We start from the raw sequence: 22,840 nt of genomic DNA on the forward strand, positions 1-22,840 counted from the left end.
AAAAAATCTTTGTTTTCTATGTGGCTATGTGGTAATTGGTTTTGTAGCCGGTAATACGGCTTTTTTTATGTTTCGTTTTAAACAATTTACGGTGCGGCAGGAACGGGCGGCGATGAAAGTCTGTACCGATGCCTGCCTGTTGGGCGCGTTCGCCGACGTAGCCAATGAGCAACCCGTACGTCTGCTCGACATCGGCACCGGTACCGGCCTTTTGGCACTCATGGCCGCTCAACGCAACCCGAACGCCCGGATCGACGCCGTCGAAATTGATGCCGACGCCGCGCAACAGGCGACCGAAAACGTTACTGCCAGCCCCTTTGCCGGCCGGATCACGATCCGGCACACCCCTGTGCAGGAATTTACCCCGGCGTCGACAGCCTACGACCGGATTCTCACCAATCCGCCGTTTTACACCAATCACCTGCGGTCGCCGGACGCCGCCGTCAACCGTGCGCTGCATACCGATGACCTGCCTTTCAGCGATTTACTGGCAGCTGTCGGCCGGCTTTTAGCCCGTAACGGGCAATGGTGGGTATTGCTGCCTCCGTACGAAATGGATCAGCTGACGCAGCAGGCAGCCCGCTCCGGCCTGATGCCTTTCCGGCGGCTTCAGGTACAGCACCATGCCAACAAACCGTTCTTCCGGCACATTACCGGCTTTTCGTTTGCCGGTCAGCCACTGGCAGACAGTACACTGGCCATTTACGAAACCGACGGCCGGACCTACACTGCCGCCTTCCGCAGCTTATTGCAAGACTTTTATCTGATATTTTAGCCAAGGTCGTACCTTTGTCGTGTCCGGAATTATTTCGGGAGTGGCCACTGTTTCAGTAACAGGGGAATACGACTGGCCAATGCGGCCCCGGCCCCCACGTAGCAATAGCGGATTTTCAACTGAATGACACATATTCCTTTGCAGCTTTCTGTCCTGATTCCTCTTTTTAACGAGGACGAATCACTACCTGAACTTCATGACTGGATCGTTCGGGTAGCCACAGAGCATCAGTTTACATACGAAATTCTTTTTGTCGATGACGGCAGTTCCGACAACTCATGGGAGGTAATTGAGACCTTGTCGGCCCGTAACCCGCACGTTCGGGGCATCCGGTTTGGCCGGAATTACGGCAAAACCGCCGCTTTACAGGTTGGTTTTCAGGCGTGTCGGGGCAGTGTAGTGATTACCATGGATGCCGATTTGCAGGACAGCCCCGATGAGATACCGGAGCTGTACCGGATGATTACCGAAGACGGATACGATCTGGTCTCGGGCTGGAAAAAGAAGCGCTATGACCCTATCAGCAAGACCCTGCCGACCAAACTGTTCAACGGTGTGTCGCGGATGGTCTCCGGCGTTAAACTCCATGATTTCAACTGCGGGCTGAAAGCCTACCGCGGCAAAGTGGTGAAAACCTTTAACCTCTACGGCGAAATGCACCGCAACCTGCCGATTGTGGCGAAATGGAACGGCTTTTCGAAGATCGGGGAAAAGGTGGTTCAGCACCGCGCCCGCAAATACGGATCGACTAAATTCGGGCTTGACCGGTTTATTAACGGGTTTCTTGATCTGCTGGTCATTGCCTTTATGCAGAAATTCGGCAAGCGGCCGATGCACTTTTTCGGCGGATTCGGGACATTTTCCTTTTTTGTCGGCACCCTGATTGCGCTGTATCTGATCGGAGAAAAACTATATCGCATATCGCAGGGCGTCCGCTACCGGAACGTAACAGATAACCCGATGTTTTTCTTTGGCTTAGTGGCCATTATACTGGGGGTTCAGCTTTTTCTGGCCGGCTTTATCGGTGAGTTACTGATCCGGCAGTTTGCCCCCAAAACAACTGACTTCCAGATCGCTGAACGGGTTGGCGAATAAATCAAAACACCGGGAAGTACCTGAGAAACACTACGTAATTTATGTTTCTCAGGTACTTCCCGGCGTTGTGGTTACCTTACAACAGCCAGTTTACCGGCCACACCTTCTTCCCCGTTTGCTGCTATGGCAATCACCAGATAAATACCTGTCCGGACAGGGCGTCCCCGATAATCGAGCAGGTTCCAGGTGGCCGTACCACCCTGGGCTTTTGTCTCATACACCAGCTGACCGGCCGCATCCAGAATCTTTACGGCGGCCTGGTCCACCAGACCGTTTATTGCCACTACACCGCTGAAATCCGGCCGCACCGGATTCGGGAAGACCGTTACCTTATTCAGTGTACCGGCCGGTTCAGTGGCCACGCCCCGGTATGACACCAGCCCCGCCGTCGTCGCCACAAAAACCGATCCGCTGACGGGCTCAACCGCCACATCCAGAATCTGGTCCGACGGCAAGGGACTATTCGCCGTAGTGAAGGTTTCGAACAACTCAGTGCCGTCGGCCGCCACGCGGTACAATCCGCTTTTTGTCGCAATCCATCTCCGGTTACCACCATCCACGGCTATGGCTGTCACTGACTCATTGGCCAGCAACCGCCGCCGGTTCAGAATGGGTATGGCTGCGTTAACTGCACCCGTAAATACGTTGTACGGGTCATCAAAAACAGCAACGCCAAGGTCAGTACCAACCCAGATCAGCCCGCTTCTGTCCTTGGCCAGAGTCCGTACAACGTTGTTCGGCAGCCCCCCTTCATTGGCCGTTGCGTATAAATACCGTGTCTGAGCAGTCTGTGGGTTAAACACCAGAATGCTGCTGTAACTCAGTCGAAGCCACAGATTGCCGTTATCGTCGGGCACAATCTGCGCCACGTTTTGCTGCGACACCGTCCGGAACGACTCGAATTGTCCGTTTGGCCGGCGCACGTGTAACGTCGTTGGCTGCGTGCCGGTCGGTACTGTCGCGATCCAGAGGTTGCCGTCATAGTCTGTCGCCAGCGCCGTAATGTAGGGGCTGATGGTTGACGGCATGGTCACCGTCACCGGATTCTGCCCCTCTCCCTGCATCCAGAGACCACCTCCATAACTGCCCAGAAACAACTGCTGACCGGCGACTCCATAGGCCGCCGAATTAAACGGCATGGTCGTATTCGGATATGCCTGCCAGCGCCCGTCGGCCACCGATAATTTTCCCGATTTCCGGTCAATATCCAGCGAAAGCGGCGTGTCCAGGTTATTACCACCCAATGCCACAAGCTGCTGGCTGTAGGCAAACAAACGGGGAAACTGATCCGAAGGCGGGCCTTCGGGAACGATCGGCTGAAACGCGCCGTTCAGCCCCTGTAAGAGGCCGTTCTGTGCATCGGCCACCCAGACACCGGCCCCGTCTGCGACGGCATCCTGTGGCTGATTCAGCAGATTGCCCTGAAAGGCGATTCCGCCGGTATTGGTCAGCCGCGAGCCGGTGATTACTAATTGATTCACATCTGCCGGTGTTGCTGCCGCCCTGGGCGTCGGGAAAAAGCGGACCGGCGTTGTGGTCGTGGCCTGAACAAGTGCCCACCGGCCCTGCTGCCGCTCGTAGACACCCATCCCTTCGACCGCTGCCCGCAATCGTCCGCCCACACTCCCAAGCGCCGCCACCGGTTGATTGTCCGGAGCGCCGATTGTCCGCCAGTTACCGGAATACGCAAGATTGATCCTGTCTGAAAACGGAGCTGCCAGCAGACCGCGGTTCGTCAGCGCGTAGAGCGTATCCTGACTCAGGGCCGTGGCCAGAACAGCCACCTCACTGCCGCCTGTACCGATATTGCGGTAGGTATCGCGGATGCCGGCCTGTATCGGATCAAACACCACAATACCGAAGTTGGTACTCACATACACATTGCGGCCGGCCCCCAGAGTATACGCCTGATTTGCCTGCCGGTTAACAGGCAGCTGCGAAGCATTTTTAATGGCATCTACGGTCTGTATTTCACCTGCCGGGTTGCCCTGCTTATCAACAGCCAGCAGGTCGATCATACCACTCCGGTAATAAATCAGCAGTTTTCCGGATTGGGCGTCATAATACAACCGGCTTACCCCCACATCGCTCAGGCCGTTGACTTTTGACAGCGCCGCGGTTTCGCCTGTAGTTTTATTGTAGTAAAATAAGCCATAGCGTGTTGCCGCGTATACCTGCCCGCCAACGACCTCAACCGCCTGCGCCGACCGATAGGCGGCATGCGACTGCCACGTACCAACGGGCTGGCTATGAGCAACGAGAAGCGGGCAGAGGGCAAAGAGAAGGATAGTGCACCACCATCCGGCAACCGGTATCCTGTTATTTATCATCCACATAGATCCATTCCTTTGCCCCGGCTTCGTTGCCTAACACAAAGCAGCGGCGGCACCGGGCTTCATAACTATCCGTTTCGCCCAGCAAAACACGTTCCTGAGAAGGGAGTAACCGAAACGAATGATGTGCCATATCTCCGCAGACCACACAAATGGCATGAACTTTGGTAACATATTCAGCGATGGCCATCAGTTGCGGCATACAGCCAAACGGCTTACCGGCAAAATCCATATCCAGCCCCGCAACAATGACGCGCTGCCCCTGATTTGCCAGTTGTGTGCATACTTCCACCACTTCTGTATCAAAAAACTGGGCTTCGTCGATACCTACCACATCAAACCCTTCAGCCAGCGCCGGAATTTGGCCGGCTTTTTGCACGGGAGTTGAGTTAATTACCAACGAATTATGAGAGACAATATTTTGGTCGTGATACCGTGTATCGATGGCCGGTTTGAAAATAGCGACGTTTAAACGGGCGATGCGGGCCCGGTTTAGTCGACGGATCAGTTCTTCGGTTTTTCCGGAAAACATCGAACCACTGATCACTTCAATCCAGCCTGTTCGTAAATGAGGAGATTCACGCCTTTGTGTTGGCTCAATAAACATTGGTTTATAACGTTATTTGGGCAGTAGTCGATATAAAAATGCTGCCTGATTAAAATTTATGTCAACAAAATGTGGCTAATTGGTAAAAATAAGTAATCATCCGCCTTGAACGGCGTCCTGATTTTTCTTATTTTTTTGAAGCCAATTGAATACCCACTTAACAAAGGTAGCTGATATGCCGAACATGTACTTCCAGGATGGCTTATCGACTAAGCATTTTAAAGTAGCAGATATCGGCGAATCGGCCGAATCGGTTCGCATTGCATCAATTTTATCGCTTTTTTTTCGCGGGAAAAAACAGCTTTATTTTGAAAGCAATATATTTACCAAGCAAAGACTTTTACCAATGTCGAACAAGTTCCACCAAAATGCCCTGACCGAATACAGCCGCTCTTACGCGCGCCGTGTTTCGGCCGATTTTTACAGTGCGCACAACGTTATTAATGGAAAGCAGATTCTTAATCTGACCCCGATTAGTCAAATAAACTTATTGGTTGTAAGTAGTTTGTTCGATAAATGGAAAGCAGATGCCGAAAAATTCCGTAGCCCCTATTTCGATTTCAGCCACCCTGAAGTTGAAGAAGCGCTCCGGCTTTTCATGAACGTTGTTTCACAGCACATTGCCGTCCGTCGCGAAAATCTGGAGCCAATGCTGGCCGATGCCGTCAAAAAAACACTGGTGCTGATCTTTGATCCGCGCAACTATTTTGACGATCAGCTACGCAGTCAGCCTGATTTCCGGCTTTCGCTCGATGCCGCGCGGCAGCTGACACGCTATACGCAAATTAACAAATTTGTGCCGGCTACACTTGAGCAACGCATGAACGGCAAAGATTTTGTGTACGTCAATCAGGCCCTGATGCATCTCGATGAAGTGCTGGCCCAGCGCGGACATGAGCTCGAAAAACCCGAAAAATACATTGCCGCTCTGTCGGAAAAAGTACCGATTGACCTTTCTACGCTGATCCGGAGCTATGATCCGGACAGCCCGCTGTTAGGTCAGCCGACACGGTCATTTTTCGAAGCTGCCGAAGAAACGCACATACCGCCATCGTCGTCATACGAAGCACCGGAGAGAGATCAGGCACTTCCCTATACCAACGGCATACCGCTCGAATCATCGCCCCTGCAGCCATCGTATGATCGTGAACCGCTATTGAACGGCGACAGTGATCTGTCTTTCCGGCCCGCAGAACCACCCTCACCGGTCATGCAGCCATCACCCTTATCGGATTCATCGTATGGCTCTGACGTACCGGCAATTCTAAAGACAGAAGCCACCGAACCAACTTCGGTCGCCGAAGCGTTCCACCGGTCGCCAATCGAAAGTATTGCGAAAAGTATTTCACTGAACCAGAAATTCCGGTTTATCAATCAGTTGTTCAACGGGCAGACCACTGCCTACGAACAAGCCATTAATGAGCTGGATAAGGTAGGTAACTACGGGCAGGCCCTTGACCTGATTTCATACCGTTATGCATCTCAGTTCATGTGGGATATGAGCAGTGATGAAGTCGGTGAACTGGTTGAAATTTTAAAGCGCCGCTTTACGTAAAACCAAACAGCTTATAGCCCTTACAGGCAGTACGCTTAGGTGTGCTGCCTTTTTTATTGCCTTCTGGTAGCTGACATCATACGCCAAACGCTAGCATGAGCCAGCCTGAGGCGCTAGCATGAGCCAGCCTGAGGCGCTAGCATGAGACGCAAGATATTGCGTCTCTACGTTTTATTACCTGCCTGTATGTGACAGCATCCATCCACTATCCGTCATATATCGGCTATGGAATGCCGGATTATTTACACACTTACCCTGTTGCTAACGCTGGTATGCATCGGGAGTCAGGCCCAAACGGTTTTACATCCCCAACGGCCGGCCATCAACATTAATGAAACCCTGAAAGACCTTTTCCCGATCCAGCCGGACGGTATTGATTTTCAACAGGTAGCAGACAATCTGGCGCAGTTACAGCAAAATCCGCTGAATCTCAACACCGCCACCCGCGATGAACTGGCAAGTCTGTTTCTGCTCACGGAAAGCCAGCTGGAAAGCCTGCTACAGTACCGCACCCGATATGGTGCACTGCTCTCGCTGTATGAACTACAGGCCGTCCCCGCATTTGATGCCGTTACAATCCGGCGGTTGCTGCCTTTCGTAGTCATTGCCGATCCGCTGAGCAAGCTGCCTACCCCCACCGACCACTATTTCATCTTACGGTTTGAGCATATTTTAGAACAGCAGAAGGGATTTTCGGAGGCGGTTCCGGATAAAAACGGTAAGCTCCCGAACCGCTACACCGGCAATGCACAGCAATGGTTTGCCCGCTACCGCTATACCCGGCCAAACGCCTTCAGCTTTGGTTTCACCGCCGAAAAAGATCCGGGCGAACGCCTTACCTGGTCGCCTGGTAACCGGCAATACGGCCCTGATTATATTTCGTTTCATGTTCAGGTCCGGAATCAGGGGAAACTCAAAAATCTGATTGCGGGTGACTATCAGTTACAGTTCGGTCAAAGCCTCATCTGTTCGGCCGGTTTTGTGATGGGCAAAAATTCGGAGACTATATTAACGATTCGCCGTCCGACCCTCGGCGCCAGAGCGTATACATCACTCACCGAATCCGGTTTTTTCCGGGGACTGGCGGCAACCTATGCCCTGCACCCTTCCGTTGACCTGACGGTGTTTGGGGCACGGAACCGCCGCTCAGCCAACCTGGCTGCAACGGCCGGACCGGAAACGATCATTACCTCGTTCATCACCTCCGGTCTGCACCGGACCAGTTCCGAACTGGCTGACCGTTATAGTGTTATCGAAACCAATCTGGGAGCCCATCTGCTGCTGCACCTCAAAGACCGTCTCCGGCTGGGAATAACCGGCCTGAACACAACATTTGACCATCCGGTACAGAAACGGTCACTGACCTATAATCAGTTTGAGTTTACCGGTATCCGGAATCTTGTGCTGGGTGTACACGGAACCTACAGCCGTCAAAACTGGAATGCATTCGGTGAGTTTGCCCGCAGCAGCGGATCAGCGACCTACAGCGGCGGTATTGGTGTGGTTACCGGGCTGATGGCCAGTCTGGGTCGGAAAACAGACCTTGGTATCGTATTCCGGCATTACGACCGCAATTTCCATAGCTTTTATGCCAATGGTTTCAGCGAGAATTCACGAACCATTAACGAGACAGGTGCTTACATCGGCGCCAAATACACCCTGTACCGGCGGCTGAAACTAGGCGGATATCTGGATATTTTCCGTTTCCCGTGGTGGCGTTATCTGGTCGACGGTGCATCCGGTGGTTTTGACTACCTGACGCAGGCAACCTATACCCCTGACCGGAAAACTACATTTTCCATGATTTTTCACCAGGAACACAAACAGAAAAATTTACCGGGCAGCAAGACTACACCGAAACAACTGACCGGAACACGGCTGAGCCAGCTGGTCATGCAGGCAGAATATGCCCTGAACCGGTTTTCGTTCCGGTCACGGTTGCAGGGAAGCCGGTTCAGGTATATAGAGCAGTCGCCCTCTCAGGGAATTGCCTTTGCGCAGGATGTGGCCTGGCAGTATAAGCGCTGGCAGCTTAACGGACGGCTGGCATTCTTCAATACCGACGATTATGACAGCCGGTTATACACGTATGAACAGGACGTGCTGACGGCGTTCTCTTTTCCGGCTTATTTTTACAACGGCGTCCGGCATTATGTACTGGCCCAATACAGCCTCAACCGGCATATGGATCTATGGGTACGCTGGGCCCGGACTGACCTCACCAACCAGCCAACCGTTGGCTCTGACCTTGATCAGATTGCCCGTCCGCACAAATCCGAAATAAAAGTGCAGATTCGCTGGCGCTTCTGAGCGGATAAAAAAATGGTGATGCCTGTCTGAACCGGCATCACCATCCCTATTGACTGTTTATGTTTACCGGATCCGTTCCGCATCCAGCGGAATACAGTTTCCACAACCCAGCTGATTAGACGGAATTACAAACGTCGGAATGTAGAACTGCCGCTGAATGGTTTCGCTGTCAATTGAATTGGATTTAGCAACGGTCGGTACCGGATAAATGCCGAAAACACCCCATTGCAGTACCACTTCGACCGAGACTTCGGTGGAGGCATTATCGGCCTGTCGGGCACTTAAGCGGTAACGCCCTGCCACAGCTCCGCCAACACCAGGCGCAACCGGCGGATAAAACCGCTGGAAGTTATAACCGGTTTCGTTGGTATAGGTCTGACCTGCTCCCCAGTCTGATGGAGAAAAAGCGCCGTCCAGCCGTTCAATTTTGATCTGCACCGACCCGTCGGCATCTACCAGAACCTGGAGACCGTTTGTCGGAGCATCATACTTATAACCAAGTTTCCGGATACCGGCCACCGTTGTCGGCGGCGTAGTGGTTGTGGTCGATGGCGGCGTGGTTGTTGAACCGCCGCTACCCGACGAACCGGTCGAGGTATAGACCGGGAAAATACCATATTGCAATACGACTTCGACCCCGACAGCTGTCGATGGCTGACCGGCAATCCGTGCGCTGAGCCGGTAACGACCTGCTTCTACACCGCCCACGCCCGGCGCAACCGGTGAATAGAACCGCTGAAACGAATAGCCGGATTCACCGCCGTAGGAAGCAGCAGTGCCCCAGTCACTGGCGGTAAAGGTCCCGTCCAGGCGCTCCAGACGTACTTCAACAGCAGATGAAGCATCGACCAGAAGCTGAAATCCGTGTGTCGGCACATCGTATTTATAACCGATTTTCCGGATGGCAGATGCCTGTATGTTGTCCGGAACGGTTGTAGTGGTCGTAGTTGACGAAGGCGGCGTGGTAGTCGTACCGCCGTTTGAACCGGTGTCAGCTGTAGGGAACAGTTTCCAGCTGCCGTTAGCCGGCGAAAATACAAATGACTGGGCGGTTGATGCCTGACCGGTCCGCTGTACCGTCAGCCGGTACTGACCGGCAACAACGCCCCCGACGCCTACCGCAGCCGGTGCATAAAAACGGGTATAATTGAAGCCACTACCATAATTACCGCTCACCATAGAGATCCAGCCGGAGGCGCTGAAGGCACCGTCGAGACGTTCGAGTTTCACCTCGGTTGGTCCGTCTGCCTGCACATAAACATCAAATCCGTGTGTCGGTGCATCGTATTTATAGCTGACCTGCTGAATTTGACCGGTTGTTGTACTACCGCCACCCCCGCCGCCGGTGCTGGGAGCCACGCCGTTAGCCGAAAAGGCCGGGCTGACCGAACCGGTATAGGCCGGATTCGTTGACAGTACCCGCACCTGATACTGACCGGTCTGCAGACTGGCCGGCAGCGTTACCTGAAGCGGGTTGGAATTACCCGTGCCAAGCTCCTGCACTAAACCGCCATCTTTCAGAAGCTGTACCTTAAACTGATTACCATCCCTGAACCCGATGCTGCTCCGGAGGTACGGCACAGAAATCGGTTGTCCTGCCTGCTGTTGATTCAGCGGCAGAACATAGCCGGTAGTGAGTACGGGAGGAACACCGCTCACCGTGCCTGGTGCCGACTGGGCAAAAAAGTTTTCTGTGAGGCACTTTTCCCAAAGGTCGGTCAGACGGATCAGGCCCTGCCCGCCGAAATGCAGACCATCGAAACGGTTATCCGGCCCGATGAGCGGATCGGTTTCCGGGCCGGGCCACACCTGGTCGACTTCACGGATTAACTTATTCTGACCGTTAATAATATTCTGATCGGTTGTTCCGCCGATGTAGGATACGCGGGAAACCACCCACGGTAACCGGCTGAAGCCGCTCTCCTGACGACTTTTGTCGATAACCGTTTTTACGTTATCAAAGTAGGCCTGTTCACCGCGATAGCTGTTATCCGACTCACCCTGATGCCAGAGTACCGCCCGCACACCCGTCCGCCGGGTATAGTGCTCCAGCACGGCTCCGATGCAACGATAGGGCATCAGCAGCTCGCCCGGCTGACCACCGGGATTCTGACCATTTGCCGAAATCTTCCAGACTTCGCTATTGGTACCACCGTAGGCAGCACCGTAAAACAGCACCGGTACATTCAGGCGTTTCACCAGCCGGTCACCCAGCATCCCCCAGATATACAACGGGTTAAAGGGACCAACAGAACGGCCGGCATCAGCTTTACTGTACACAAACGGGAACCGGGATTCGGTCAGATCGCCATCGGCATAATCAACGACCGACACCCGGTCATCAGAGGCTCCGGGTGTCGGTTGCAACCCACCTGATGCATTAGACTGCCCGGCAATGATAAATACTTCACCGATTCCAACGCGGTCGAGCACGGCTTCTCCGATATTGGTGCTCCCGGCAAATACCCGGACAAACAGGCGGTACCAGCCGCCTCGTGCTGTGAGATTGCCCTGAAAGGTGCCGTTTTGCGGATTACCGTCAATCTGAAACCAGTTTGTTGAACTCCCGCCACCGCCCGGAATAATTTCGAAACGGGCTTCTACCCGCGTCGCGTTAACCGGACAAATGCCTGAAATCGGAACACTGGCTTCATTCTGCTGATTGCGCTGAAATACCATTCGCGCCTGAGGCGACATGATACTCACCTGCGCCCACAGCGATGATACCGCACCAAATACCAAACTAATGACGAGTAATAACCTATTCATATAACATCCGTTATGGGTAGGGATAGGTACTGTCTTCCTCACACTTCACTCGCCACGTTGTTTACCTATGTCCCGATTAAAAATGGTATTGCTTATACCGGCTCACTATTTCCGGTATTATTGGGTAAATATTCTCAAAAAGTATGCCTAATTTGTTACCACTTGCAGTTTAATACCAAATAAAATTAACCTTCCTGGCGCAACATTATAATAACGCCCGCCAAACGCATTCAGATCATAACCAAGGCTGTATGCCTGGTTAAGTAAATTATCACCACTGAGGTAAGCATCAAGCAAAAGCCTGGTCTTCGCAATTTCCTTGCCAAGCGTTTTCCGGTACCCCAGCGTTCCGGTCAGAACGCGGGTAGGCATTGATGTAACGGTATTGGCATCATCCAGCGCAAACGGCGTCAGGAACTGAAAATTAGCATTCAGATACAGCCCAAAACCGGTTTGAAAATCTACCCCGCTGACATTGGTAACCGGCGCTACCCCAGGCACCTTTTTACCCGATACATCAACGGCACCCTGCTTGTAATCCAGATAACGGTATTTCGTCACTGTCAGGCTGTTATAGAGTCTGACATCTGCTATATCGAGTGGCAGGTCATAGGCAAGGTACGTCTCAATACCCTGCTGATTTGTCCGGCCGGCGTTCACAAAATACTCGGCTCCGCTGGCTGCCGAGCGCCGGACAATGGTCTCCCGTAGCTGAAACTGATAGGCCGACACGTCGGCCTGAAGACGATTTTGCAGGAATTTCCCTTTCAGGCCCACTTCATAACTGATTCCTCTTTCCGGATTAAGTGTCGTATTAAACGTTGCTTCCGATGGCCGTACTTCCTGCGTTGTCGGGGCTGAATAGCCGGTACTGATACTGCCGAATGCCGAGAATTGATCGTTCAGCTTTTGTAATACCGCAACACGGGGCAGCCAGACGGGCGTAAAATTCCGCTTCTGGTTAACAACCGGCCGGCTCGAAAAACGGGTAAACCCGTAGCGCATGTCATTCCGGCTGATGCCCAGGGTTATGATCAACCCTGTAGGGAGTGCGATTTCTTCCTGCACAAACAGAACCGACTGGCGTGCCCGCAGTTCATCATCCGTCTGCAATGTATCGGGCACTCCGCGTTTGTTGCCCCAGTTCCGGTCGACGGTGAAATTCTGCTGGTATTCGCCGCCAAAGGTCAGGTTCATAGCAATCCGGTCGGAGCCATGCCGCCAGCGGGTAACGGTCCGGCCGCCAATACCCTGATCGGCGCGTTTTTCGTAGTTAGAAATAAACGGGTTGGCAAAGTCGGTCAGCGATCCGTACAGGACCGTTGTATTCTGCCAGTGCTCATTGAAACGATATTGCTGTGACAGGCCCAGAAAACCGGTTTTCTGGTAGATAGCCGCCTTTTGGTCAACGCTACCCGGCAACGCCGGCGTAGCAGGACGTGCCTGGCGCGGGTCAACTTTAAACTGGGCCGCATTCAAGCCGCCGGGCGTCTGGTAGTGCAGGTCCGAATAAAAGCCCAGCACAGACACTGTTCGTTTCGGACTCACTCTGAATGTACTGACCAGACTCAGGTTATCGCGGCCCATACCGCTGTTTACCCGATAGCCGTTGCTCTGCTGGTGATTATAACTGACCGACATTGCCGTATTGTCCTTACCGGTCTGCGCCGTCAGCGCATAGCCGAGTGCGCCGTAACTCCCCGCAAATGCGGAGGCCTCCACAGCGTTTTTACCGGCCGGTACCGACAAGCCGCTGAACAGGACCGTGCCGCCGGTATTGGCTCCGTACAAGCTACCTGACGGACCTTTCAGGACTTCAACCCGCCCCAGCGAACGCACATCGAGTGCATTCAGCGGCGTATTGCCCCCTGCATCGGTCAGCGGAATTTCGTTCCAGTAGGTTTTTACGTTGCGTACCCCGAACGGCGACCGGATCAGACTCCCCCGGATCGACAGCCGGTAACTACCTGGCGACCGCTCGTCCATCCGCACGCCGGGCAGGGTATTCATGGCCGGGACGAGTGTCGGCAGGTTAAATCGTTGATTCAGCTCGCGGCTGGTCAGGAGGCCGACCGAAGCGGCCGTTTCCATAACCGACCGGTTTGATTCGTACCCCCGTACCGTCACCTCATTCAGTTGTCGGGTTGAATCGAGGGTTGTCTGGGCATAAAGCGATGATGACAGCAGGCAGGTGGCCGGTAGCAAAAAACTCAGCAGGCAGGTAGAACGTACAGGGATCATGTGACAAAAATAGGCTCTGGCTATTATTTTACTTATAACTCCTGAAATTGTTATAAGGGTTGAGATGCGGTTGATTTATTCCTGTTCTTTTCAGAACTTGCCCCCCGTAACCTATTTGACTGAAACAATATACTACACCATGCATGAGTCGTTAACTACGGTTGAATATTCATCTACCATATCATTTTTTAAAAAACATATATCTGTTTCTGTCCATCCACTACCAGCGAACAAATTTGATTAAACCACCTATACTTATCTCCTCTACATGCCCACGTCTACACGTACAAGCATACGGTTTTTCCGTATTGCCAAGCCCTTTTTTGTGTTCGGTTATGGCTGTCTGCTGCTCCTTGCTGGCTTCATAACACCGGCGTCTGCCCAGCTTCATACCATAAAAGGCAAAGACAGTACGTTCTGCGCCTCACCTGATCTGAGTGACTATCAGCGAAAGGAACTGGACAAAATGGCGAAACTAGCCTTTCAGCTCAGGAAAACCACCGACAAAGCGTTTACCGGTATTCATTATGTACCAATCAGGCCGCATATTTTCCGTACGGCAGCCGGCAAGGACGGTTTTGATCTCGCCCGGATGAACAATGCTATCGCCCTGACGAATAGTTATTACCAGAAAAACGGGGTTGGGATACAATTCTATCTGGCGGGTACGTCGCCCGATTATATCGACAACGATGCCATGTTTCAGGTTTTCACTGACTTCAATGAAGGTGGCGTCGACGGGCGGGATGCGACGAACGCCCTGAACATGTATTTTGTTAACGCCTTTACCACCGGTGGCCTTCAGGGATATGCCTATTTCCCGGATAACACCCTATTGACAACGCGTTCATTTATTCTAGCCACGCCAACAACCGAAAACACGCTGGGGAACTTCCTGATTCCGCACGAGCTGGGGCATAATTTTAACCTGTACCATACCTTTCAGGGGAGTACTAGTTCTACGCCCGAGCTGGTGACCAGAGGCGATAGTGCCAACTGTACAACTGCCGGTGATTTACTGTGCGATACCCCGGCAGATCCTTATGGCCGCTCCGGATCTACGTTCACATCAACAAATAACTGCCTCGTATATACCGGAACGGCCACCGACCCGAAAGGCTTGACGTACTCTCCGTCGATGACCAACCTCATGTCATATTACAACTCCTGTACGCATGATTTCACACAGGGCCAATATGACCGCATAGAGGCCGGGCTAGCCCTCCGGCTCAGCCATTCCGCCTACACACTCGACTTCCCGCCGTCGCCGGTCACCGCCCCGAATCAGCTGACGGCTCTCGCAGGTATGACCGGGAATGTCATCCTGAGTTGGCGGGATAACAGCACCAACGAAATGGGCTTTTTTGTCGAACGGGCCTCATCGCCGGAAGGACCGTTTATTCAGATTGGCGGAACTGCCCCGAACGTGACCAGCTTCACCGATGCCAGAACTGGCCGGGCAGGTACCTATTACTACCGTATCCGCCCATCGAATACCACCCTCGGTGCTCTGAGTAACGTGGCCGTTGCAACCATCAGCGCGGCCCCCGCCTGTACGCTGACTCCCGGCATTGGCTGTGCGCTCGGCGATGGCCTCAACAGCATCCAGCTCAACGGTGCCACCTTAAGTGTTCAGTCAGGTTGCTCACCGAATGCGTATCAGGAGTTCCCGACCACCTCTGTTTCGGTGGTACCGGGACAAACCTGTTCGATTACCGGGCAATTTCTGAATGGATTGTTGTACACAGGCGTATCGGTCTGGCTGGACCTGAACCGCGACGGACAGTTTGGGAGCAACGAGCGCCTCGTCGGAACCGGCGGAACCGGAAACTTTTCGGCCAGCTTTACGATACCGGCCGGTCTGGCAGCCGGGCCGCTTGCCATACGGATCGCCGGTGTAAGAGGGTATTCCCCGGCGGGCAGCTGTGATAGCTACACCTACGGTGAAACCGAAGATTATACTATACAGGTTGCCCCGGCAAATGCCTGCCCAACCATAAGCGGGCTTAACACAACCAGCCTTACGACATCATCGGCGCAACTGAGCTGGAATGCGACCTCAGAAGCTTTTTCGTATGAACTCCGCTGGAAAACACAGGATGCCAGCGATTGGACAATCATATCCGGTCTATCGGCGACCCGTTTTCAGCTTACTAACCTCGCTGCCGGCACCGGTTATCAGTGGCAGGTCAGAGCGGTTTGTGCCGACGGAACATCTGTTTATGCCGGATCTGCTTTTGCTACGGTCTGTTCGGCTCCCACCGCTCTGACCACCAGTCAGATCACGGCATCATCAGCGTTACTGAGCTGGTCGTCTGCCGGCGAAGGCCGGACGTATGATCTGGCGTGGAGACCCGAGAGCAGCAGTACATGGAATCTGGTTGACGGAATTAGCACCAATACGTATTCATTGACAGGTCTGCGCGAGGGAATAGGTTATGTATGGCAGGTCCGCAGCCTGTGCACACCTACCGGAAGCCAGACGTATGTGAGCCCGGTTAGTTTTAAAACGCAGGGAACCTGCCGCCCCATTACAACGTATGGTTGTTTCGATAATGACGGGCTTAATAGCTTTACGTTTAATAACCAGACAATCACCCAAAGCCAGGGCTGTTCACCTGCCGGCTATCGCACCAATACACGAATCAATGTACCCGTTACAGCCGGACGCCCTTATTCATTCAGCGGAACGTTGCTCAGTTCATCATACTATGAAGGAATCTGTATCTGGCTGGACGTTAACCGGAACGGAATTTATGAAACCAGCGAACGGGTTTTTGCTACCCCTTCGCCGGTAACTACTTCCTTTTCCGGCAGCCTGACTATCCCGGCATCCACAACGGCAGGGCTGCTACCAATGCGCGTCATTGTCGCTTTTGGCACAATACCTTATGATCCGTGTGGCAACTATAGCTATAGTGAAACGGAAGATTTTTTACTGAATGTATACAGCACCAATACTGTCCAGATTACCCAACGCACGCAGCCGGTCTGTTATAATGCACCGTTGGCGGTCAGTTTTGCGACCACCATTCCATTTAGCCAGGCCAACATCTTTTCGCTGCAATTATCTGACAATAACGGCTCGTTCACCTCGCCTACCAATCTGGGTTCAGTTACGGGGACCAGTGGCGGGTCATTAACGGTTACGGTTCCGGCCAGCATACCGGCCAGTGCTGATTATCAACTGCGCGTTGTTTCGTCCAGTCCGGCGCTGACCGATACCCCGGCAACACCGCTGACGATTGAATCGACGTGTAGCTGTCCGGTGCCAACGGCCTTAACCTCTACAACCAATCCTACTGCCAGTAGCCAGTATCTACTTACCTGGCAGTGTGATGCTTCGGTTAACAGTTTTCTGGTACGGTGGCGGATTCAGGGGAGTTCGGCCTGGTCATCACCGGTACCGGTGACGGACACACAGTATTTGCTAACCGGCCTGACCGGCAATAAAACTTATGAATGGCAGGTGCAGACAAACTGTGGGAATAATCAATCCTCTGAATGGGCAGTTACGGCCACCTTCCAGACACAGAATTGTGGAGTAGCCACGATTTCCTCGACCCCGCTTAGCCTGACAGCGGGCCAAACCTTGCCGATTTCGGTTTCCTTAACCGGGCAATCCCCATGGAATTTTACAGTTTACCGCAATGGTTCCTCATGGTGGACCTTTGTAGGGATGAGCTCGTCCCCCTACACAGTCACCTCAACAACGTACCAATCAGCTACCTATACCATTGGCAGTGCCACGAACAGTTGCGGCACCATGGAAACCACAGGTAGTTTAGCCGTTTATGTTCCCTGCACAACTCCTGCCAGCCTGACCGAGTCTGACCAAAGCTATACCTCAGTTTATCTGAGGTGGACTTCGGTATTTGGTAACAGTTATCGGATTCAATGGCGGGAAACCGGGGCGGCCACCTGGAACGAGTCGGGCAATCATTGCTGTTCATCCTACTACGTAAACAATCTGCAAAACGGCAAAACGTATCAATGGCGAATCCGGTCGGTTTGCGGAGACGGTAGCTACTCTGAGTGGTCAGCAGAACGGACATTTACCATGGTCTGCCCGATACCTTTATATCTGTCGGAACAACTAGCCGCTGATAAAGCGACGCTGAACTGGAGTTATTTCTCTACGCCAGCCGGCAATTCGCTTACCTACAATATCCGTTGGCGGGCCGTCGGAGCTACCGCCTGGACGTCGCTTACGAATATATGCTGCAGCTCGTATACGCTGCAGAACCTGACGAAAGAACAAGCGTATGAATGGCAGATTCAGACCATTTGCCCCGACGGTAGCACATCTGCCTTTACAGCTCCCCGTCAGTTCACAGCTACCTGTGGTGTTCCTGTTGGTTTGGGTTGGGGAAGTGGTACATCAACAGGAATAACTGTTTCCTGGAATGGGCAGTCGGGAGTCAATTATAGCGTCCGCTACCGGGTTCGCGGTACCAGTGACTGGACATCCGTCCCGGGTATAGTTGGCAGTTCCTGCAACCTGACCGGGTTATCAGGCAATACAACGTACGAATGGCAGGTGCAAAAAATATGCTCCGCACAGGACAGTTCACCTTTTTCGGTCACTAATAGTTTCACTACCTATTGTTCGTCGTCCTACATAGACAATGTCTTAACCGCTGGTAATCGGGCCACATTGTCCTGGTATACGTACGGAAATGGTACACAATACCGACTCATTTACCGAAATGTTTCTTCACCAACGTCTACAACGATAAACAGCTTAACAGGGTCTCCCTATTCGTTGACAGGACTAACAAACGGGGAAGTCTACACCGCTCAGATTCAAACGATTTGTCAGGACGGGATTACGGCATCCCTTTCCTCTCCAAGAACATTTACCATTACCTGCACTGCGCCAACCTATGGCGGTACCAATAATTCATTTGGCAGTATTTACTGGGAATCATTGGGGACAAACATAACCTATGCGGTGCAATACAGACCTAAAGGCTCAAGTACCTGGCCTTATAGCCTCACCGTGGCGTCAAATACAGCAAGCCTGACCGGCCTAACGCAGCAAACCGGCTACGAATGGCAGGTCCGGACACTCTGTAGCCCCGGCAGCGAATCCCCATGGTCATCGGTTTACAGCTTCACAACAAGCACCTGTGCTTCGGTAACTTCGAACAATATGTATGTAAGCAACCTTGAGGGCGGATCGGCTGTGCTGGAATGGTATTCCAATAATACTAGCCTGTTTTCCACCGTACAGTGGCGGCCACTTGGCATCTCCGAATGGACAAGTTTCACAACTACCCAAAGCAAATACCGGATTACGGGGCTTTCTTCCGGATCAACGTACGAATGGCGGGTACAGACTACTTGTAGTTTGGATTTTACAGCCCCATTCTCCGCAATAAAAACATTCTCTACGTACTGTAACAGCAGTATCTCCAGAGGAGAATCTTACATAACCAATACTCAGGCAGAAGTGTATTGGTATAGCCAGCTTGGTGTGCAATACCAACTGCGCTGGAGACGGGTCGGGACCTCAACATGGGCTACTTCACCTACCCCTGTTTCATCCATTCCAGGTTATATGTTCTATACATTCCCGTCGCTGACTGCCGGCGTGGCCTATGAATGGCAGATACAGGTAATTTGCTCAGACGGCACACTCTCAGGCTATTCTTCGTCACGCGTGTTTACGACGCAATGCGGTTCTATTGGTTTCGTTGACCAGTACTGGACAGGTCAGACGGCTATTGATCTCTACTGGGGCGGGCCTGTTCAGGGAGCTCAGTACGAAATCCGGTGGCGGCAGTATGGAACAACAGCCTGGACGGGTAGCGCAACAGCAACGACCAATCACTACACCGTTTCAAACCTGATTGCCAGCACAATGTATGAATTTCAGGTTCGGTTTATTTGTGATTCAGCCCCGTGGACATCAAGCTTTTTGAAGCAGACCAACAGTGTCTGTTCGTACGTCAATACAAACCTGGCGATCAGTGCAATAACGCCTGAAAGTGTGACTTTACGGTTAAGCTTAGATGGCAATAATCCTCAACTGCGTGCTACAGAAATCTATTACAGAAGTCTTTTCAGTAGTTCATCAACCAGAGTTTACCCGGAAAACACCCCATTTATTACAATAACAGGACTTCAGCCAAATACTATATACTCCGTTGACTTTACGGGTATTTGTCTTCCCGGATATGGTAGCGGATACAGCATTTACATTCTTACCCCGCCAGCTACCTACACCATGTACACCATTACCTCCGGCAACTGGGATAACCCGGATACGTGGTCGGAGCGGCGGGTACCAAACAGCAGCGATGTGCTCGAAATCCGACATACCGTGACCGTCCCGGCCAACACAACCGGCTACGGTAAACGAATCATCTACCGGCCGGAAGGCCGGATCAGCACCGGCAGCGGCGCCAGGCTACAACTCGGCTTCTAAATCAGCACTACAGGCGGCCCGTGGGGAGGGCCGCCTGTGCTTTTAATCAGCAACCCGCCGGAATGTCGTATCTTTGCGGCATGGTTACTGAACAACAAACAACTACGCATGCACTGCCGGTCATGGAGGCGTTCTACACCCTGCAGGGTGAAGGCGCACACACGGGCCGCGCGGCATACTTCATCCGCCTCGGCGGCTGCGATGTGGGCTGCCACTGGTGCGACGTAAAGGAATCGTGGGACGCCGCGCTCCACCCGCAACTGTCGATTGATACCATTCTGGACGGAGCGCTGCAATACCCCGGCCGCATGGCCGTGATCACCGGCGGCGAACCGCTTATGCACGACCTCACCGACCTCACAAACGCGCTGCAAACGGCCGGCTTCCGGACCAACATCGAGACTTCCGGCGTGTATCCCGTAACGGGTACGTGGGACTGGATCTGCTTTTCGCCCAAAAAATTCAAGGAGCCGCATCCGGGCATCTACGCACAGGCCAACGAGCTGAAAGTCATCATCTATAATAAATCAGACTTTGCGTTTGCCGAGTCGTTCGTTCCGCATTTACGGCCCGACTGCCGCCTCTTTTTGCAACCGGAATGGAGCCGGACAAACGAAATGCTGCCCCTCATCGTTGAATACGTAAAAAGTAATCCGCAATGGCAGGTTTCGTTGCAAACACACAAGTACATGGATATTCCCTGACAGGTGAGGCTGAGGGTGTAGTGCTTAGGGCTAAGCGCATAGGGCACAGGGCATGGCGTAGCGGGCTGAGGATACTGGCCTTATGCACCATGCTCTATGCTCCCTGCCCAATCCAGGCGCAGGATTCGAAAGCCCGTGATCTCTACAATCAGGGCAATAAGCTGTTTACCGAGCGAAAGCCGGAGGAGGCCATTACCTTTATGCAGGAGGCCGTCAAACGATCCCCCGATTTTCTGGACGCGCATATCAAACTGGGTCAGCTCTACGAATTCCGGAAACGGTATGATGCGGCCCTTGCTTCATTCCAGAACGCCATGCGTCTGCAACCCGATCCGACGCTGTCGGGTGTGGCTTTTCAGTCGGTTTCGTCGCTGCTGATGCGGCAGGGACGCTATGCCGAAGCGCTGCCAGTGCTGGAGCGCTACCTGACCGCCTTCGCGCCGCAATCGGCCCAGGCCTCGCGGATTCAGCGCCTCATCGCGACGGCTAAGTTCGGCCAGGAGGCTATGCAGAACCCGCAGTCGGTTACGCCAAGGCCGGTATCCCCTACCCTGCAAACAACACTTTCCCAGTATTTCCCGGTACTGACTGCCGACGAACAAACGCTGGTGTTTACGGCGCTTAAAGCCGAGGGCGACGAAGATTTACAAGTCTCTACGTTTACCGGTGAAACCTGGAACGCACCGGTCTCTATCTCGCAGTCGATCAATACACCGGACAACGAAGGGACGGCCAGTTTATCGGCCGATGGGCGGATGCTGGTCTATACGGCCTGCCAGAACCGCGCCGGCCTTGGCGGTTGCGATCTGTATGTCAGCCGCAAAACCGGCAGCGAGTGGTCGGCACCGCAGAATTTAGGCCCGATTGTAAACAGTCGTTTTTATGAATCGCAGCCGTCGCTTTCAGCCGATGGCCGTCGCCTGTATTTTGTATCGGACCGGCCGGGAGGGCTTGGTAAGCGCGACATCTGGCGGACAGATCTCGATCCGGACGGCAACTGGCAAACGCCGGTAAATGTAGGGGCACCGGTAAATACACCGTTCAACGAAGCCTCACCGTTTATTCATGCCAACGGCCGCAGTTTGTTTTTTGCGTCTGACGGGCATGTGGGCATGGGAGGATATGACCTGTTTGTTTCCGATAACCCAACCGCAACCGATGCGCCGAAAAGCTGGTCGCAGCCGGTTAACCTGGGCTACCCCATCAACAATGCCGATGATCAGGCATCGTTGTTTGTGACCGCCAACGGCACCCGTGCCTATTACTCGTATGAGGAGCAGAAAGAAGGCGTTTCGCAGAAATCACGCCTATATATGTTCGACCTGCCGGAATCCCTGCGCGAACGGGTAAAGCCGGTCAGCTATCTGAAAGGCACCATCGTGGATGCACGGACGAAAAAACCGCTGCCTGCTACCATCGAACTTATCGACCTGGCCACGAAACAGGTCATCAACCGCTTTACGGCTGATGCGCAAACCGGGCAATACACCTCCGTGCTGCCAAGTGGCGGAGAATATGCGTTGTACGTCAGCGTGCCGGGGTATCTCTTCAAAAGTCTTTCGTTTGATTTTACGCAGAAAACCAAAGGCGACGGACTGACGCTAAGCGTGCCGCTCGAACCCATTACCACGGGAAAAGACGCTGCCCGCGAAACCCTGAATAACATCTTCTTTGAGTCCGGCCGGTATGACCTGGCCGATAAATCCCGCACGGAGCTTGACCGGCTGGCTGATTTCCTGAAAACCAACCCGACCGTTAAGATTGAAATTGCCGGCCATACCGACGATCAGGGCGAAGCGGCTACTAATCTGAATTTGTCGAAAAAGCGGGCGCAGGCCGTTGTTGACTACCTTGCTAAAGCCGGTATTGACGCCGCCCGGATACAGGCCGCCGGTTACGGCGAGGCCAGGCCGCTGGCGCCGAACACTACCGAAGAAAATCGCCGTCTCAACCGCCGGATTGAGTGGCGTGTGCTTTAATTGAGGCTGCAGCCCCCGTCCGGAAAACTTTTTCGGGCG

General features: G+C 53.2%; 11 protein-coding genes. 7 read left to right on the plus strand and 4 right to left on the minus strand.

Annotation, left to right across the window (positions count from 1 at the left end):
• Positions 1 to 67: 67 nt before the first annotated feature.
• Entirely contained in the window at positions 68 to 775 is a 708-nt protein-coding gene (locus tag AC23NW_RS14130) for a tRNA1(Val) (adenine(37)-N6)-methyltransferase (RefSeq protein ID WP_487450288.1), read from the plus strand.
• A gap of 123 nt (positions 776 to 898) precedes the next feature.
• The gene (locus tag AC23NW_RS14135; RefSeq protein ID WP_487450290.1) at positions 899 to 1,870 is read left to right on the plus strand and encodes a glycosyltransferase family 2 protein; all 972 of its coding nucleotides are present in this window, start codon (positions 899 to 901) and stop codon (positions 1,868 to 1,870) included.
• Positions 1,871 to 1,941: 71 nt separating this feature from the next.
• Here AC23NW_RS14135 and porZ read toward each other — a convergent pair whose 3' ends face one another.
• Together porZ and AC23NW_RS14145 are read right to left on the minus strand one after the other, a co-directional pair.
• The gene (porZ, locus tag AC23NW_RS14140; protein ID WP_487450291.1) at positions 1,942 to 4,200 is read right to left on the minus strand and encodes a type IX secretion system anionic LPS delivery protein PorZ; all 2,259 of its coding nucleotides are present in this window, start codon (positions 4,198 to 4,200) and stop codon (positions 1,942 to 1,944) included.
• Positions 4,190 to 4,810: a thymidine kinase gene (locus AC23NW_RS14145; RefSeq protein ID WP_487450292.1), complete on the minus strand. Its 621-nt coding sequence runs from the start codon at positions 4,808 to 4,810 to the stop codon at positions 4,190 to 4,192. The genes porZ and AC23NW_RS14145 overlap by 11 nt, the downstream gene beginning before the upstream one ends.
• A gap of 346 nt (positions 4,811 to 5,156) precedes the next feature.
• Here AC23NW_RS14145 and AC23NW_RS14150 point away from each other — a divergent pair, with 346 nt between their 5' ends.
• Positions 5,157 to 6,365, plus strand: a complete 1,209-nt coding sequence (locus AC23NW_RS14150; RefSeq protein ID WP_487450294.1) for a hypothetical protein — start codon at positions 5,157 to 5,159, stop codon at positions 6,363 to 6,365.
• Positions 6,366 to 6,590: 225 nt separating this feature from the next.
• Positions 6,591 to 8,675 (plus strand): ComEA family DNA-binding protein, encoded by a 2,085-nt coding sequence (locus tag AC23NW_RS14155; RefSeq protein WP_487450296.1) that lies wholly within the window; start codon positions 6,591 to 6,593, stop codon positions 8,673 to 8,675.
• A gap of 63 nt (positions 8,676 to 8,738) precedes the next feature.
• On the opposite strand, the gene AC23NW_RS14160 is transcribed toward AC23NW_RS14155, so the two are convergent.
• The gene (locus AC23NW_RS14160; protein WP_487450298.1) at positions 8,739 to 11,444 is read right to left on the minus strand and encodes a sialate O-acetylesterase; all 2,706 of its coding nucleotides are present in this window, start codon (positions 11,442 to 11,444) and stop codon (positions 8,739 to 8,741) included.
• 147 nt (positions 11,445 to 11,591) lie between these two features.
• Positions 11,592 to 13,685, minus strand: a complete 2,094-nt coding sequence (locus AC23NW_RS14165) for a TonB-dependent receptor (RefSeq protein ID WP_487450299.1) — start codon at positions 13,683 to 13,685, stop codon at positions 11,592 to 11,594.
• A 268-nt stretch (positions 13,686 to 13,953) separates the two neighbouring features.
• On the opposite strand from AC23NW_RS14165, the gene AC23NW_RS14170 reads away from it, so the two are divergent.
• From AC23NW_RS14170 to AC23NW_RS14180, 3 genes are all read left to right on the plus strand, one after another.
• Positions 13,954 to 20,118 (plus strand): fibronectin type III domain-containing protein, encoded by a 6,165-nt coding sequence (locus AC23NW_RS14170; protein ID WP_487450300.1) that lies wholly within the window; start codon positions 13,954 to 13,956, stop codon positions 20,116 to 20,118.
• An 80-nt stretch (positions 20,119 to 20,198) separates the two neighbouring features.
• Positions 20,199 to 20,822: a 7-carboxy-7-deazaguanine synthase QueE gene (locus AC23NW_RS14175; protein ID WP_293839148.1), complete on the plus strand. Its 624-nt coding sequence runs from the start codon at positions 20,199 to 20,201 to the stop codon at positions 20,820 to 20,822.
• Positions 20,823 to 20,911: 89 nt separating this feature from the next.
• The gene (locus tag AC23NW_RS14180; RefSeq protein ID WP_487450302.1) at positions 20,912 to 22,801 is read left to right on the plus strand and encodes an OmpA family protein; all 1,890 of its coding nucleotides are present in this window, start codon (positions 20,912 to 20,914) and stop codon (positions 22,799 to 22,801) included.
• The last annotated feature ends 39 nt before the right edge of the window (positions 22,802 to 22,840 follow it).

Source organism: Arsenicibacter sp. R0_47 (assembly GCF_057652235.1).

What these genes read in the sequence shown, in the direction of transcription:
- AC23NW_RS14130 (WP_487450288.1), top strand. Translation starts at nt 68, where the DNA reads ATGTTTCGTTTTAAACAATTTACGGTGCGGCAGGAACGGGCGGCGATG.
- AC23NW_RS14135 (WP_487450290.1), top strand. Translation starts at nt 899, where the DNA reads ATGACACATATTCCTTTGCAGCTTTCTGTCCTGATTCCTCTTTTTAAC.
- porZ (WP_487450291.1), bottom strand. Translation starts at nt 4,200, where the DNA reads ATGATAAATAACAGGATACCGGTTGCCGGATGGTGGTGCACTATCCTT.
- AC23NW_RS14145 (WP_487450292.1), bottom strand. Translation starts at nt 4,810, where the DNA reads ATGTTTATTGAGCCAACACAAAGGCGTGAATCTCCTCATTTACGAACA.
- AC23NW_RS14150 (WP_487450294.1), top strand. Translation starts at nt 5,157, where the DNA reads ATGTCGAACAAGTTCCACCAAAATGCCCTGACCGAATACAGCCGCTCT.
- AC23NW_RS14155 (WP_487450296.1), top strand. Translation starts at nt 6,591, where the DNA reads ATGGAATGCCGGATTATTTACACACTTACCCTGTTGCTAACGCTGGTA.
- AC23NW_RS14160 (WP_487450298.1), bottom strand. Translation starts at nt 11,444, where the DNA reads ATGAATAGGTTATTACTCGTCATTAGTTTGGTATTTGGTGCGGTATCA.
- AC23NW_RS14165 (WP_487450299.1), bottom strand. Translation starts at nt 13,685, where the DNA reads ATGATCCCTGTACGTTCTACCTGCCTGCTGAGTTTTTTGCTACCGGCC.
- AC23NW_RS14170 (WP_487450300.1), top strand. Translation starts at nt 13,954, where the DNA reads ATGCCCACGTCTACACGTACAAGCATACGGTTTTTCCGTATTGCCAAG.
- AC23NW_RS14175 (WP_293839148.1), top strand. Translation starts at nt 20,199, where the DNA reads ATGGTTACTGAACAACAAACAACTACGCATGCACTGCCGGTCATGGAG.
- AC23NW_RS14180 (WP_487450302.1), top strand. Translation starts at nt 20,912, where the DNA reads ATGCTCTATGCTCCCTGCCCAATCCAGGCGCAGGATTCGAAAGCCCGT.